Source organism: Leptolyngbya sp. NIES-2104, from assembly GCF_001485215.1.
Classification (GTDB): Bacteria; Cyanobacteriota; Cyanobacteriia; order Leptolyngbyales; family Leptolyngbyaceae; genus Leptolyngbya.
In genome coordinates this window covers 3438072-3452627 of the sequence record NZ_BBWW01000001.1, presented here as the reverse complement: position 1 = coordinate 3452627, position 14556 = coordinate 3438072, and the positions used below count along the sequence as shown (strand labels likewise).

The following is a 14556-nucleotide window of genomic DNA, read 5'->3' as shown; positions in this document are numbered from 1 at the left end:
GAGGACTGACTTAGAGATTGGACAATTGCCGGACCAGTTGAGTGTGTAACCCATGACTCGCTTTGTATGCCAAAAAGTGAGCGGTCGGAAACGTCCCCAGTAAACTGAGATCTCCTATTAAGTCTAGAAGTTTATGGCGTGCTGGTTCATTTGAAAAGCGCAACGGTGGATTTATCCATCCATCGGTGCTACAAACGAGCGCATTTTCGAGCGAACCGCCTTTAATTAAACCATTAGCCCGTAACTGTTCGATCTGATGGGCAAATCCAAACGTTCTCGCAGGTGCAATTTCCGTCGCGAACGTCTCCGGATCAAATCGCCAACTGTGCCACTGATTCCCGATCGCGCTTAATTCAAAATCAATTCCATAAGAAAACCTCAGTTCATCTGACGGTAGCGCCGCAACAAACGCATCGCCTTTACGAACGAACACAGGTTCGGTAATGAGAATCGAGGATTTCGCTTCGGTTTGCTCAACGATTCCCGCTTGAGCGATCGCGCTTGTCCACGATCGCGCTGATCCATCCATCAAGGGCACTTCTGACCCGTCTACCTCAATCCGAGCGTTATCGATGCCCATTCCCGCCAGCGATGCCAGCAAGTGCTCTACGGTGCGAATTTCCGCTTCCCCGTTCACGAGTTCGGTTGAAAGCATCGTTTCTCGCACCGCTTCAATCTGAGCGGGAATCTCAGGCTGTCCCGGTAAATCAGTTCGCACGAAATATCGCCCCCGTCCTGGTTCTGCGGGTAGAACTCTTGCAGTCGTGGTTTCTCCCGTATGCAGCCCAATGCCGTAACAGGAGAAAGGCGACGAAAGCGATCGCTGGACTGTCGAAGTGATGCACCCTTGTGTTTTGACCATTTAGAATCGTTCTCCAAATCCAAAGCGAATATTGCTTCCGCCTTGGTCATTGATACCGTAATCGATCCGAATCGGACCCAACGGACCCGCCTGCACCCGAATACCAATCCCGTAGCCAAATCCGCTTCCAGGCTTACCGCGTACCCCTCCCGGATTTCCAGGAACACGATCGCCCGATCCTAAATCCGTCGCCGCATCCAAGAAGAGCGCTCCAGAAATAATCGAGAAAATCGGGAATCGATATTCAGCCGTCGCCTGAATGAAACTCCGACCGCTTCCGACTTCGCCTTCATCGTAACCGCGTACCGAGTTCGTTCCCCCTAACGGAAACGCTTCATACGGCGGCAAATCTCCAAAAACAGTTCCCGCCTGAACGTTGAAGGCAAACGCTTGAGCGCATCGTCCTTGTGGTGTCTGTTGTAAATCGACCCGGCGCGGATCGCGATCGCGACATTCCGGAGTAAATTTCGTCAACCGAGTGGGAATGTAGAAGCTGTAACTGCCTCGGAGTCGGTTAAACAGAATGCTACCCGAACCGAGCGGCACCGTTTGTTCTGTACTCAGTTGCAGCACTGATCCACGAGTCGGACGCAGAAAATCATCGCGGCGATCGCGCCTCACCGAGAGTTGTCCACTGAATAGATCATCTTTACCCGACGGATCAAACGTGAGCGGATTGCCTAACTCATCAACTCTGCGGCGAATCCCCTCAGCATCGGTTGCTGTGACTCGCTGATACTGCAAACCGAGTGAAGCAACCCACTCTGCCCGTTCAAAGACATTTCTCGACAACGGACGCGAGAAGCTGATTCCGCCCCCGGTTCGGTTAATTCTCGGTCGATCGCGATCGGCATTTCCCAACCGCACTTCTGGATCGCCCCCGTCAAAGATGAGCGAAATCGTTCGACGACGGAACACGCTCAATGTGTAGGAAGTTCGGAACGGGTCGCCTGCAATCCACGGATCAGTAAAGCTCAATTCGTACTGTTGGTCACGCTGACCGATTTGCACTTCAGCGTTCAGTTTTTGGTTATTGCCACCGACGTTTTGCTGTCCATAGCTAACACTTCCAAACAAACCACTGGCAGAACTAAAACCACCCGCAAGCCCGATATTTCCAGTGTTTCGCTCAACGGCATTCACGACGAGAACGACTTTGCTTCGGTCTTCACCGACATCAAGCGACGGACGCAAATCTTCAAACAGTCCCAACCCGAATAATCGCTGAAAGTCGCGTTCTAACGTGTTTCGGTTAAAGATTGATCCAGGCTTCAGTTCAAGTTCACGAGTGATAATAAATTCGCGAGTTCTGCCTCGAATCGGGTTGCCTTGTGCATCTCGATCGTTGCCTTCTTTGTTGATAAATCGCACCTGAACCCGCTCGATCTGCCCTTCTGCAACCTGCAAAATCACGGTTCCGTCTGGATTCACCTGCGGCTGTTGGGCGTTAATCACCTGCGCTAACACAAAACCACGGTCTTGATAAAGCTTGGTCAGTTCTTGAACTCCGGTCTGTAAATCCCGGAAATTTGTCGTTCTACCGTACTGCGCTCCGAAAATACGATCGACTTCTGTTTGCGGCACGATCGTCCCGCCTTGAAGCTGTACCGATCTCAACACCGGATTCGCGGTTACTTCAAACGTTACCCGCACCCCAAGCGGTGTGTCTGTCGGAGTCGCCCTCACATTCGAGAAAAATCCTGTCGCAAAAATCGCGTTGATATCGTTTTGAAGCTGGGTTCGCGTCGTGGTTCGTCCCGCCTGCGTTTGAATCACCCGGTAAACTTCATTTTGCAATTCACCTTCAGCTCCCGTCACCAACACTTCAGACACCAAGACACGCGGTTCGTCTGGAGCAGGTTGGGGAGGTTGCTGCGGTTGAGGAGGTTGGGCAGGCTGAAGCGGCTGTGTCGGGGTTTGCGGCGTTTCAGTCGGAGTTTGCTGCTCTGGGGATGGAGTCGGGGTGGCTTCTGGGGCTGGAGTGGTTGGCGTTCCCTGGGGAGTGGGGGCGTTCGGGCTTCCCGGTGCCTCGGTCGGAGTCGTTCCCGGATTTGGAAGGGTGGGAATGTTCGGAGCGGTCGGAACTGGAGCCGCAGGCGAGGTATTAATTTGAATACGATCGGGAGTTCCCTGCTCGATCGTTCCTTGAGCCACTTTTTTCAACTGAGACAGCGAAGGCATTCCCGCAGTGTCACGAGTTTGCATTACAGGAATTGTTTCAACAACCACATTTCCCGGCTGCGATTTTTGGACAGTTGCAACCGTCGATGCCTTTGGCACAGGGAAACCTGACCGAGCCGTCGATTTTGCTTGCGGTTGGACTGGCTGATTGGGGGTTTTTGCCAAAGCAGACCGAGATAAGCCTAGCGTCGCGGTCAATGCAAACGCCGCCATCACAACAGGAGATAAGCGCATAGTATTCACAGGTTTTCGCACGTCCTCACACTTCACTGCTCAAGGCAGACACAACATGAAATTCATTCCGATTAAACGGCAAAATTGTACCGCACCCTGAGTATGGATACTCACGTCAGGTAGGACTGATTTTGAACTGGCAGGTCGTCCGCATCATACCGCTTGTTCGAGTACCCGCTCCATGACTTGCCGATACGCATCTTCGACGTTGCCCAGATCGCGCCGGAATCGATCTTTGTCCATGACTCGTCGATCGGGGTCGGTTTCTGCCTGATTCCACAATCGACAAGTATCGGGGCTGATCTCGTCTGCGAGTAAAAGCTGACCCTGAGCATCGGTGCCAAACTCTAGTTTGAAGTCAACGAGGGTAATGCCACATTGTTCAAAGAAGGTTTGCAGGACCGTATTGATCTGCGTTGCCATGCTTTTAAGCGGTTCGACTTGATCCGCCATGTTGGGGTCAAGGGCGCGAATCCGATCGACGGTCAAAAGTGGATCGCCTAGCGCATCGTCTTTGAGATAAAACTCGACGAGCGGCGGATTGAGAATCGTTCCTAACGGGATGCCAGTTTGTTGACAGAGACTGCCAGCGGCAATGTTCCTGACCACAACTTCTAACGGGATAATGGTGACGGACTTCACTCGCATTTCGTTCCCGGAAGTGCGATCGAGAAAATGCGTCGGAATTCCGTTTTTCTCCATCAATTTGAATAAGTGAGAGGCGATCACACAGTTCATTTCACCTTTGCCCTGAATGCTGCCGCGTTTCTGAGCATTAAAAGCGGTCGCATCATCTTTGAAATAAGTCAGCAAAACTTCTGGCTCTTCTGTAGCGTAGAGAATTTTAGCTTTGCCTTCGTAGAGTTTTTGACCGACAGGCGTTTGATCAACAGACATAATGCGATCGCTCTTGAAATTGAGAATTTGATTATTGTAGCGCTCTGCCTTGCGCTTCAGAAGATGAGGGAGAGCGTGATATGAATGCTCATTGTGACTACTGAAACATTGATGCAATCAGCGGTCATAACCCTTCACTCAAGTATTGCTGATAGCCTATTTCGCTGAGTCTTGCTTGTTTGGTGCGTACCATTTCTGCCAAACTTTGCCGATAAGCTTGAACTTTGATCAATAACTCAGGATCATGACTCGCTAGAATCTGGACGGCAAGAAGACCCGCATTTTTAGCATTACCGATCGCAACGGTTGCAACAGGAATTCCGGCGGGCATTTGGACGATCGAATAAAGCGAATCGATTCCTTGCAATGTTTTCGTTTGTACCGGAACCCCGATCACAGGTAAAGCGGTCATCGCTGCCACCATTCCGGGTAAATGTGCGGCTCCTCCTGCTCCAGCAATAATGACCTTAATTCCTCTGGTGTGCGCCTGTTTTGCATACTCGACCATGCGTTCTGGAGTGCGATGGGCAGAAACAATTTCGACCTCACACGGGACGTTGAACTCTTCACAAACTGCGATCGCGGCTTGCATCGTCGGCAGATCCGAGTCGCTGCCCATAATGATTCCAATCAACGGCTGATTCATTGTGCGAAGATCCAAAACGAACAAAATCAAGTCTGTAAAATGCGCTTTCTGATTATCAATGCTCGTGTGCCCGGTTTTGACGGTGTGCAGCAAATTTTGATCGATGATGTAATTCTAGAAATTGCGCCCCAAATTGACACGGATGCTCAGATCTTGGATGTGGCAGGCGATTGGATTTCTCTGGGTGGCGTTGATTTACAGATAAATGGTGCGTTGGGGTTAGCCTTTCCCGATTTGGATCAAGAGAATAGCCATCAATTAGAAAAGATTTGTCAGTTCTTGTGGAATCAGGGAATCGATGGATTTTTGCCAACAATCGTCACAACCTCGATCGACAAAATTCAGCGATCGCTCTCTATTCTCGCTGATTCTAAACTCCCTCAAACCTTAGGTGTCCATCTCGAAGGACCTTTTCTAAATGTTGAAAAACGCGGCGCACATCCTGAAGAGTTCCTACTACCGCTGACGGTTGAATCCGTAAAACGAGTGTTAGGAGATTATGCGGGAATTGTGAAAGTGATGACGCTGGCTCCTGAACTTGATCCGAGTGGAAACGCGATCGCTTATCTCAAATCCCTTGGCATTACCGTAAGTCTCGGACATTCTCAAGCCACTGCTGCCCAAGCACAACGCGCATTTGAGCAAGGCGCTTCGATGGTGACTCATGCCTTTAATGCGATGCCAAGTTTGCACCATCGGGAACCGGGATTGCTCGGAGCCGCGATCGCGAACCCGACTGTTTACTGCGGCTTAATTGCGGATGGTCAGCACGTCACACCGATCATGATCGACATTCTTTTACGAGCGAGTCAGTACGATCGCGGTATCTTTCTTGTCAGCGATGCCCTGTCTCCACTCGGATTACTGGACGGTCGTTATCCTTGGGATGCTCGTGAGATAGAAGTGACAAATGGCACAGCAAAATTACCGAATGGAACTTTAGCAGGCACCACGCGGTCATTGTTTTCTGGAGTGGAAAATCTGGTGAAATGGCACAGTTGCGATCTGGGAACTGCGATCGCGCTTGCCACGACTGCCCCCCGAACCGCGATCGATTTACCGCTCTATCTCAAACAGCCCGCAAATCTGCTTCGATGGCAGGACAGCACCCCACAGCGGCTCAAAATTGATTCGCGAGCGAATTTTATGTGACAGATATGATTCTGTCTGCCGACGTTCCGAAAATTTCACAAAATCCTTTTACACTGCCGATATAGGACAGCAAACCTAGGGCGAATTGCACCACCGCCCAACCTTATTAAAGCAATACCCAAAAAAAAACGGGGCACGGTTCAGGTGCCCCCAAGATACTCAGATTGACTTGTCAAAGCAAAAGTTCCCTCACAGCCTCGAACGAACCTGTAAAAATACGGGTAACTGTTGAGGTAGTCGGGGTTTTGCCTATGCGTAGAATAGCTGAGAATTCAGTACCGTAGTCATGGCTACATGAAAATTTCATAAGAACCTCATGAATCTACGCAAATTATTAGCAATCCGATAATAATTCTGACCTTCTACTGAGAAGAATCGCTCCGTACCGATACGGGGCTTTTTTATTTTTTGGTGGGACGGGTGCGATCGAGTAATACGATAAGTAAAAGCGATTTAACACAAAGCAATACTATGAACGGTGTCGATGATAAAACCGAAGTGCGCGAGTACTTTAATGCAACCGGCTTCGATCGCTGGCGCAGGATCTACGGCGATGGTGAAGTCAACAAAGTCCAACTCGATATCCGAACCGGACATCAACAAACGGTAGACACGCTAATCGATTGGCTAAAGAGTGACGGAAATTTAGCCGATTTGACGATTTGCGATGCGGGTTGTGGAGTTGGCAGTCTGAGTATTCCGCTGGCACAAGAAGGCGCGAAACTGTTCTCCAGTGATATTTCTGAAATGATGGTCGGAGAAGCAAAAGAAAGAGCGATCGGGCTGGGTCTAACGGATAATCCTAGTTTTTCAGTTCAGGACTTAGAAACGCTCAGCGGCAAATATCACACTGTGGTTTGTCTCGATGTCTTGATTCACTATCCGGCTGATCAAGCGATCGACATGATCAAACATTTGGCGAGTTTGGCAAGCGATCGCTTAATTCTCAGCTTTGCACCGAAGACATTTTTTCTCACGATTCTGAAGCGAATTGGCGAATTCTTCCCAGGTCCGAGTAAGACGACTCGTGCTTATCAACATCGGGAAGCCGATATCGTGAAAGTCCTAGAAAGCTGCGGCTTCAAGATTCAACGAACCGCAATGACTAGTACCAAATTCTATTTCTCGCGGATGTTGGAAGCCGTACGTTGAGCAGTTAACTCAATTGCCTGGATTTGATCGAAAATAGAACTGTGATAGCGTTGGTCAAATTGCCTTGAGTCAAGCTCCTTCTAACCGTTCCAATTCGCAAGACACCCACCTCAATCGAGCGCGGGCGAGTTTGCGGCAAGCCTTCACTAACTATTCTCAGTTTTTACGATCGACTAAAAATCCCAACATCGAGTCTGCTCTAAAATCAGAACTCGAAACGATTTCCAGCAATTTGAAAAAGCTCGATCAATACGTTCTGAGAATTGCGGTGTTTGGCTTGGTCAGTCGCGGTAAGTCGGCGATTTTAAATGCGCTGATTGGTGAGAAGGTGTTTGAAACGGGTCCATTAAATGGAGTGACACAGGCTCCAAGTTTGGTGACGTGGACTCCGGGTGGTGGACTAGTTGCGGAAAGTCGATCGATGATTCCGGAGTCTTCGAGCAAGATTCGGATTGAATTGATCGACACGCCTGGACTCGATGAGATTGATGGGCAAGCGCGTGCAGACATGGCTAAAGATGTGGCACGACAAGCGGATTTGATTTTGTTTGTGATTTCTGGGGACATTACTCGCACTGAATACAAGGCGCTGTGTGACCTTCGACAAGCACAGAAGCCATTGATTCTAGTGTTTAACAAGGTGGATCTTTATCCAGATCAATCTCGGCAAGAGATCTTTAACAGTCTTCAAAGTTTGGGAGCGAGAACAGGGAACGGCGCAGATTTAGAGCAGCTTTTAACGGCGGATGAAATTGTCATGGTTGCGGCGGAACCTGCACCGTATCAAGTTCGCGTTGAGTATTCGAATGGGCGCGTGAGTTACGAATGGGAAACGCCGCCCCCGCAGATTGAAGAATTGAAAGCGAAAATTTTGACGATTTTGAATCGGGAAGGTCGATCGCTGTTAGCGCTAAATGCGTTAACGCAAGCTCGAAGCGCAGAACTAGAAATGGCGACGAAAGTGATGGAACTGCGAGATGCCGAAGCGGAAGCGTTGATTTGGAAGTTTACGCGGTATAAAGCGATCGCGATTGCCCTAAACCCGATCGCATTTCTCGATCTCATTGGTGGTGCGGTTTCGGATCTGGCAATGATTCAAGCTTTGGCAAATCTCTACGGATTGCCGATGACACGGTACGAAGCTGGAAAGTTATTAAATACGATTTTGCTCAGTTCAGGTAGTTTGCTACTGGGTGAATTGGGGAGCGGGATTGTTTTAGGAATGGGTAAGAGTGCGGCGGCTCTAGCAACTGGAGTCGATGGTAGTGCGGGATTTTCGGCACTGGCGGGAACTGCGATCGTGCAAGCGGGAATTGCGGGTTATGGCTCGTATTCGGTGGGACGCGCTGCACAGGTCTACTTAGAAAATGGCTGTACTTGGGGCGCACAAGGGGCAAACACAGTGATTCGCGAGATTCTGGATCAAGTCGATGCCAAAACAATTATCTATCGATTGAGACAGGAACTTTTGTAATATCTGTAATATTTGTAGTATTATAAATGTCCGGTGAAGTTGTCAGATTTCAATTCATTGGATTGTTTGTGCTTGAAATTTTGTCGGGGCGATCGACCTAGCCACACGGGAGGATGTATGGCTAAATTTGTAGACATTCTCAAATACTTTGGCAACTACTGGAAAATTTCCGTCTTCAGTATTGCGATGATGAGTTTGTTCGAGCTAATTGACCTGTTCGTGCCTTATGCGATCGGGCAAATTTTGAACGTGCTATCGGGGCAACCGCTCGATCGCATTTTACAAAGCATGGTGAACTCGGTTGCTCAAATCGGTCAAGTCGAGATCAATCAATCGTTTACGCTGACTGTTTTACTGGTTTTAGTTGGAGTCGTTTCGGTGGGTCGTGCGCCGATTCAACCTTGGATTGGTCCTTGGTTTGCTTGGGATGTCGCCTTTCGAGCACGTCGAGAGAATGCTGAGGCAGCGTTGAAGAAAGTGTTAACGCTACCGTTAGAATTCTATGATGAAAACAATGCAGGTCGCGTTGCGGCTCGTGTTGCGAAAGGATTGTCAAATCACACTTGGACTTATCCCACGCTGACTTCTCAACTGTTTCCGAAGATTTTCCGACTGATTGGAATCTTTTTGGTGATTTGGTTTATCGAGTGGCGAATCGCAATCTTAGTGCTTGTTTCACTGCTTGGCGTTCTAGCGTTTGATCTGAGGGGATTAAAGAAATTATCCGAACAGGAAGAACGATTAGATAAGTATGCAGAGAATACAGAAAGTCGGACTTCTGAAATTGTCACGAACATTAAAACCGTGAAAGCTTTTGCGACTGAGACTTCAGAGCTAAAGCGACAACAACAGAGATTCGATCGAGAATTCAAAGTCTTAGATTATCGCATCCACAAAGGCTACATTATTCTCGGAACCTACGAACGTACGATCGTACAGTCTTGTGTGTTCTTAGTTTTTGCGCTTACGGTGTTTGCGACTGCACAGGGTCGAATTTCACTCGGTCATTTCATCACGACATTTACCGTGTCGAGTATGGCGTTTGCTGAAGTCGAACCGATTACCCAGGTAGCAGAATTCTTTGCCCGTCGATACGGTCCGATGATTCGCTTTCACGAATTTATGAAGCTTCCGGTGGGTTTAGATGCCAGCAGTCTTGCAACGCATCCTGAAGCGGTTCCACAGTATCGATTTACTGGAAAAGTGGAATTCTCACATCTGCGGTTTGGGTACAACGTCGATCGACCTGTTCTGAAAGACATCAACTTACTGATTGAGCCTTATCAAACAGTCGCGTTAGTCGGTCGATCGGGGTCAGGAAAATCGACCTTAGTCAAACTGTTGTTTCGCTACTTTGAACCGAACGAAGGCAAGATTTTGATTGATGGTCAAGACATTCGCCGTTTGGATGTCAGTGGCTATCGGAAAAGGCTTGCGATCGTTCACCAAGAAGTTGATATCTTTAACGGCACATTGATGGAGAACTTGCTGTATGGCAATCCGAATGCTCCGATCGAGCAAGTTCACGAAGCCTGTCGAATCGCTCAGGCAGACGACTTTATCCGCCAAATGCCTGCTGGATATTCCACGATCGTGGGAGAACGCGGAGTCAGATTATCCGGAGGACAACGACAAAGAATCGGAATTGCGAGAGCTTTAATTGTTGATCCGGATGTGCTGATCTTTGACGAAGCAACATCGAGCTTAGACTATGAATCGGAACGATCAATCCAGTTAGCGATGCGATCGATTCTCGGAACTCGAACGTTGATCATCATTGCTCACCGATTGAGTACGGTTCGTGAAGCAGACCAAATCGTGGTGTTAGACCAAGGCAACATCGTTGAGGTTGGTAATCACGAAGAACTACTACAACAAGGCGGACTGTATCAACGCTTACACTCGCTTCAGGAAACGGGCGAACTGTTAGCTTAGGTAAAACGATCGCTCCAATAGCCGGGTTTGCGCTGGAGGTGCATGATGGCGACAATCAAAATGCCTTGAGCAGCCACCTGGTAAACGACACCATAGGGAAAGCTCTGGAGGCGACAACGCCGAGTGTTTTCCGAAAGCGCTGCCCAAGCTTGCGGGTACTGTTCAATTCGATCAAGGGCTTGCTCAACTTCTTGAATGAATTGATTCCCCAAATCAAGATTGATGCTGTCGTAATAAGTGACAGCATCAAATAACTCACCGTTCGCCGCTGGATGAAACTCGCAAGCCATTAGATATTCCGATTCCGTAGCTCTTGTAAAACTTGAGTTGCAGGAATCGGAGTCACTTCACCGCTTTTTACTGCTTCAATTCGTTGTTCTACCACTTCTGACCAGGCTGCATCGGTTTCCGATTGCTCCTGAGCATCTAGACTTCTTAAAAGATGCTCAGCAAGCATGGCGCGAGAATTTGCTGGGAGTGTGAGCGCGGCACGAATAATATCTTCAAAGGTGTTGAGCATAGGAAAGGTAAGTTGTGCGGTAGGTTTCATTCTAAGACGATCGCAGATAATCCACGACGGCTTGAGCGATCGACAAATTTCCATCTCTGGCTAATTTCTCAGTCTTACGCGGTGGATTCAGCGGCTGAGTAATTCCATTCCAATCGCCTTTAAAAAATTCATCGATCGACCAAATCTGATGATGAGCATAATCGCGAATTCCTTCGAGCAAAATCGGAGATTCAGCAAAGCCTTCACGAGTCACCGTGGTAACTGGAATGTCATAGCGGCAAGCTTCAGAAAAAGTACTGTAACCGGGTTTAGTCAGCAAACGACCGCAGACAGGCATAAAATCGATCGGGCGATAAAAGCGATCGTCAATCTTAATCAAGTTCGGCAAATCTGGAGCATTCAGATCGAAACAGAGAAATTTGTAGTCCGGGCAGCGCGTCACATTCTCGTAAGGAACGCGATCGAGTCCCAATCCTCCAAAAGTTACTAATATAATCTTCTCTTTTGGCGTGTCGGCTAGATTGAACTTCTCTAGAATTTCGGCTGTATCGAATCTCGGATCAACCCCTGTTAAACCCACATCAGTAATGTTTGAAAATGCGCTCATTGGTTCGTGGAATGGCATTCGGAACAATCGATCGCATTGTGCAAAACATTCCCCGATCCAATCTGCAATTTCAACAAAGTCACCTCCCCAATCGCGATAGATAAAGTCCCAACCAAAATTACTCATCATCCAGCCTGGAATGCCTGCCGAATCGGCGATCGGAGCCGCTAACGGAGGAATGTCTCCGAGAACTAAACCAACCCGATTTTGGCGAATGAAATTAACTTCAGAAGCAATCATCGATCGCTGTTGTTGTTTGATCTGCCGCAGCTTTTCTAAAGTCGCAGGCTTATCCATGGTCAAACTATCGCTTTGAATGATCCCCACATCAAGCGCACGAGGACGGTGAATAAAATCGCCCGGAATGTAAGCCTCAAGCAGCGATCGGGGAGCCGTTGTCACCAAAATTAGAACAATCTCAGGATCGAGCCGTTGAATTTCAGCCGCGATCGAAGCCGCACGAGTCGCATGACCGAAACCGTGATTGGTAATCGCAAGATAGAGAATCGGATGAGGCATAACTCAGAAAAGACACGATCAGAAGACAAGCTTAAGCGATCTGAGGAACAACGGCGCATCTGATAAACATCATTGCATTGAGTAAGGCTCGATCGAATAATGTCTAAATGTCGATCGAGCTTTGCTTATGTCTATTTACCAACCCGCACAATTTGTTCAAATCCAAAATGTTCTATCCTCTCGTGATCAATTGAATCTATTAAATTATGTTCTCGATCGCGAAAATCATTTCGTCTCAACCTCCACATCCACAGGCGAAATTGATTACCGACAATCCACAATTCTCTACTACTCTGAAGAATACGAACATTGGATCATCGATAAGGTAAGATCTTTTCTGCCAAAACTACTAGAAGAATGGCAAATTGTGCCGTTTTCAATCTCTCAAATTGAGGCTCAACTCACCGCACATAATGACGGCAACTACTACAGAATTCATAACGACAACGGCAGTGAAGATGCTGCCGATCGAACGATTTCCTATGTGTATTACTTCAATCGAGAACCCAAGAACTATTCGGGTGGAGCCTTAAGAATTTACGACTTAAACATCGAAAATGGACTGTATTTACAAGCCGAATCCTATCAAGAAATTCAACCGCTCAATAATAGTATTGTCTTCTTCCCAAGCCATTTTCTACACGAAGTCCTGCCCGTCATTTGTCCATCGCGCCACTTTGCCGACAGCCGATTTACCCTCAATGGTTGGATTCGTCGCGTCACAGTGTGACTAAAATTAAGAAACGTTGCTAATGCTTGAGAGACTTATGACCCCAAACGTTGAAATTTACACCTGGACGACTTGCCCGTTCTGTATCCGCGCCAAAGCACTCCTCGATCGTAAAGGCATCCAATACACCGAGTATTGTCTAGACGGAGACGAACCCGGACGCGCAAAAATGGCAGAACGCGCCAACGGTCGCCGCTCTGTGCCGCAAATCTTTATTAATGATCAGCACATCGGCGGCTGTGATGACATTCATGCGTTAGAGCGATCGGGCAAGCTCGATCCGTTACTTACTGCCTAATAGAGTGGGGAGTAGGGAGTGGGGAGTGGGGAACGATGTGAAATCGCTGCTTTCCTCGCCACCCTCAACCGTCAGACTTACCCCCTACTCCCCACTCCCTACCCCGCCCTTCTACCCCCAGATCTACCGTGAAAATTGCATTTATCATCGATCCGATCGAGCGTCTCGATCCCACTCACGATACGAGCGTGGCATTTATGGAAGCCGCTCAACAGTTGGGTCACGAGGTTTGGATTACCCAAGCCAATCGGCTCAGCGTTGTCCAGGGAAAAGCTTACGCCACCCTCGAAAAAGTGACACTTGTTCCGGTCACACTGGGCGAAAATCGCTGGATCGCAGTCGATCGATGGTTCCAAACCGAGCTACCCACTTTTCAAGCGCTCGAAACGATGGATGCCGTTTTCATGCGGACTGATCCCCCGGTCAATACTGCTTATCTCTACGCGACTTATATTCTCGACTACATTGATTCAACCAAAACTAAGGTGATCAACTCGCCTGCGGGAATTCGGGCAGCCAATGAGAAAATGTATGCGCTGCAATTTACCGAAGCGATTCCAGAAACGATCGTCACTCAAGAAAAGCGCGTTATTCTGCAATTTTTAGAGCAGCAAGGAACCGCAGTCCTCAAACCCCTAGGCGGAAAAGCCGGGGAAGGAATTCTATTCTTGCAGAGCGGCGATCGCAATCTCAATTCGATGATCGAAATCAGTACACATCAAGGCACGTTACCGATCATGGTACAAACTTATCTGCCGCAAGCCAAAGACGGCGATAAGCGAATTATCTTGCTCAACGGCGAACCCCTCGGAGCCGTCAACCGAATTCCGACCGGCAACGAATTTCGCGGCAATATGGCAGTTGGCGGTCGAAGCGCTCAGTGTGACATTACCGATCGCGAACGCGAAATTTGTGCCCAACTTGCCCCCACTTTGCAAAAAGATGGACTTTACTTTGTAGGAATTGATGTGATTGGTGGGTACTTAACTGAGGTCAATGTCACCAGTCCTACGGGTATTCGGGAAATCGATCGACTCAACAATACTCAGTTAGCGGTGCAAGTTATCGAATCGATTAAGAACTTGAAATCTGAGTGATACAATCCTCTCAGCAATTTCTCTGGGCAGCGTTGGTTCCCGAAAAGAAGGGTAGCCAACGACAAGCCCCCTTGCGCTGACTACCCCCTACAAGGGCGACTTACCCGACCCTTGCTTGCCCAAACTAACTCACTCACTCAAAGCGTTTGGCAAAGGTGAAATAAAGAAATTGCGGCTAGACGATGAAGTTATGACAGAATCGACACACGGCAGATCGCGCCCCCCGATCCGAGTTGTTTCGATAACTGTTCGTTTCGTGCT

Annotated in this window: 14 protein-coding genes; 7 read left to right on the top strand and 7 right to left on the bottom strand. The window is 48.4% G+C overall.

Features of this window, described 5'->3' with window-relative positions:
* Window positions 1-10 precede the first annotated feature (10 nt).
* From lpxC to purE, 4 genes are all read right to left on the bottom strand, one after another.
* The gene (lpxC, locus tag NIES2104_RS16295) at window positions 11-862 is read right to left on the bottom strand and encodes a UDP-3-O-acyl-N-acetylglucosamine deacetylase (RefSeq protein ID WP_058999349.1); all 852 of its coding nucleotides are present in this window, start codon (window positions 860-862) and stop codon (window positions 11-13) included.
* Window positions 863-3277, bottom strand: a complete 2415-nt coding sequence (locus NIES2104_RS16290) for a BamA/TamA family outer membrane protein (protein WP_058999348.1) — start codon at window positions 3275-3277, stop codon at window positions 863-865.
* 153 nt (window positions 3278-3430) lie between these two features.
* Window positions 3431-4174: a phosphoribosylaminoimidazolesuccinocarboxamide synthase gene (purC, locus tag NIES2104_RS16285; protein ID WP_058999347.1), complete on the bottom strand. Its 744-nt coding sequence runs from the start codon at window positions 4172-4174 to the stop codon at window positions 3431-3433.
* 124 nt (window positions 4175-4298) lie between these two features.
* Entirely contained in the window at window positions 4299-4820 is a 522-nt protein-coding gene (gene purE / locus NIES2104_RS16280) for a 5-(carboxyamino)imidazole ribonucleotide mutase (protein ID WP_058999346.1), read from the bottom strand.
* A gap of 39 nt (window positions 4821-4859) precedes the next feature.
* On the opposite strand from purE, the gene nagA reads away from it, so the two are divergent.
* The 4 genes from nagA (at window position 4860) to NIES2104_RS16260 (ending at window position 10533) form a co-directional block, all read left to right on the top strand.
* Window positions 4860-5972 (top strand): N-acetylglucosamine-6-phosphate deacetylase, encoded by a 1113-nt coding sequence (gene nagA, locus NIES2104_RS16275; RefSeq protein ID WP_058999345.1) that lies wholly within the window; start codon window positions 4860-4862, stop codon window positions 5970-5972.
* A 471-nt stretch (window positions 5973-6443) separates the two neighbouring features.
* Complete coding sequence (gene bchM / locus NIES2104_RS16270; protein WP_058999344.1) at window positions 6444-7124, top strand: magnesium protoporphyrin IX methyltransferase; 681 nt, start codon at window positions 6444-6446, stop codon at window positions 7122-7124.
* 64 nt (window positions 7125-7188) lie between these two features.
* Window positions 7189-8598, top strand: coding sequence for a GTP-binding protein (locus NIES2104_RS16265; protein ID WP_058999343.1), 1410 nt, complete (start codon window positions 7189-7191; stop codon window positions 8596-8598).
* 117 nt (window positions 8599-8715) lie between these two features.
* Entirely contained in the window at window positions 8716-10533 is a 1818-nt protein-coding gene (locus NIES2104_RS16260; RefSeq protein ID WP_058999342.1) for an ABC transporter ATP-binding protein, read from the top strand.
* Here NIES2104_RS16260 and NIES2104_RS16255 read toward each other — a convergent pair.
* Genes NIES2104_RS16255 through NIES2104_RS16245 form a run of 3 tightly spaced genes read right to left on the bottom strand, consistent with a single transcriptional unit; the run spans window position 10530 to window position 12170 of the window.
* Window positions 10530-10823 (bottom strand): type II toxin-antitoxin system RelE/ParE family toxin, encoded by a 294-nt coding sequence (locus NIES2104_RS16255; protein ID WP_058999341.1) that lies wholly within the window; start codon window positions 10821-10823, stop codon window positions 10530-10532. The genes NIES2104_RS16260 and NIES2104_RS16255 overlap by 4 nt on opposite strands.
* Complete coding sequence (locus NIES2104_RS16250) at window positions 10823-11053, bottom strand: addiction module protein (RefSeq protein WP_059001808.1); 231 nt, start codon at window positions 11051-11053, stop codon at window positions 10823-10825. The genes NIES2104_RS16255 and NIES2104_RS16250 overlap by 1 nt, the downstream gene beginning before the upstream one ends.
* A gap of 31 nt (window positions 11054-11084) precedes the next feature.
* Entirely contained in the window at window positions 11085-12170 is a 1086-nt protein-coding gene (locus tag NIES2104_RS16245) for a glycosyl transferase (protein WP_058999340.1), read from the bottom strand.
* Between the two features lie 127 nt (window positions 12171-12297).
* Between NIES2104_RS16245 and NIES2104_RS16240 the strand changes: the two genes are divergently transcribed.
* The 3 genes from NIES2104_RS16240 (at window position 12298) to gshB (ending at window position 14295) form a co-directional block, all read left to right on the top strand.
* Window positions 12298-12900, top strand: a complete 603-nt coding sequence (locus NIES2104_RS16240) for a 2OG-Fe(II) oxygenase (RefSeq protein ID WP_058999339.1) — start codon at window positions 12298-12300, stop codon at window positions 12898-12900.
* Window positions 12901-12937: 37 nt separating this feature from the next.
* On the top strand, window positions 12938-13198 hold the full coding sequence (gene grxC, locus NIES2104_RS16235; protein ID WP_058999338.1) for a glutaredoxin 3: 261 nt from the start codon (window positions 12938-12940) through the stop codon (window positions 13196-13198).
* Window positions 13199-13326: 128 nt separating this feature from the next.
* Entirely contained in the window at window positions 13327-14295 is a 969-nt protein-coding gene (gshB, locus tag NIES2104_RS16230; protein ID WP_058999337.1) for a glutathione synthase, read from the top strand.
* Window positions 14296-14556 lie beyond the last annotated feature (261 nt).

Coding starts and splice junctions, on each gene's coding strand:
- lpxC (WP_058999349.1), bottom strand. CDS start 862: ATGGTCAAAACACAAGGGTGCATCACTTCGACAGTCCAGCGATCGCTT.
- NIES2104_RS16290 (WP_058999348.1), bottom strand. CDS start 3,277: ATGCGCTTATCTCCTGTTGTGATGGCGGCGTTTGCATTGACCGCGACG.
- purC (WP_058999347.1), bottom strand. CDS start 4,174: ATGTCTGTTGATCAAACGCCTGTCGGTCAAAAACTCTACGAAGGCAAA.
- purE (WP_058999346.1), bottom strand. CDS start 4,820: ATGAATCAGCCGTTGATTGGAATCATTATGGGCAGCGACTCGGATCTG.
- nagA (WP_058999345.1), top strand. CDS start 4,860: ATGCGCTTTCTGATTATCAATGCTCGTGTGCCCGGTTTTGACGGTGTG.
- bchM (WP_058999344.1), top strand. CDS start 6,444: ATGAACGGTGTCGATGATAAAACCGAAGTGCGCGAGTACTTTAATGCA.
- NIES2104_RS16260 (WP_058999342.1), top strand. CDS start 8,716: ATGGCTAAATTTGTAGACATTCTCAAATACTTTGGCAACTACTGGAAA.
- NIES2104_RS16255 (WP_058999341.1), bottom strand. CDS start 10,823: ATGGCTTGCGAGTTTCATCCAGCGGCGAACGGTGAGTTATTTGATGCT.
- NIES2104_RS16250 (WP_059001808.1), bottom strand. CDS start 11,053: ATGCTCAACACCTTTGAAGATATTATTCGTGCCGCGCTCACACTCCCA.
- NIES2104_RS16245 (WP_058999340.1), bottom strand. CDS start 12,170: ATGCCTCATCCGATTCTCTATCTTGCGATTACCAATCACGGTTTCGGT.
- NIES2104_RS16240 (WP_058999339.1), top strand. CDS start 12,298: ATGTCTATTTACCAACCCGCACAATTTGTTCAAATCCAAAATGTTCTA.
- grxC (WP_058999338.1), top strand. CDS start 12,938: ATGACCCCAAACGTTGAAATTTACACCTGGACGACTTGCCCGTTCTGT.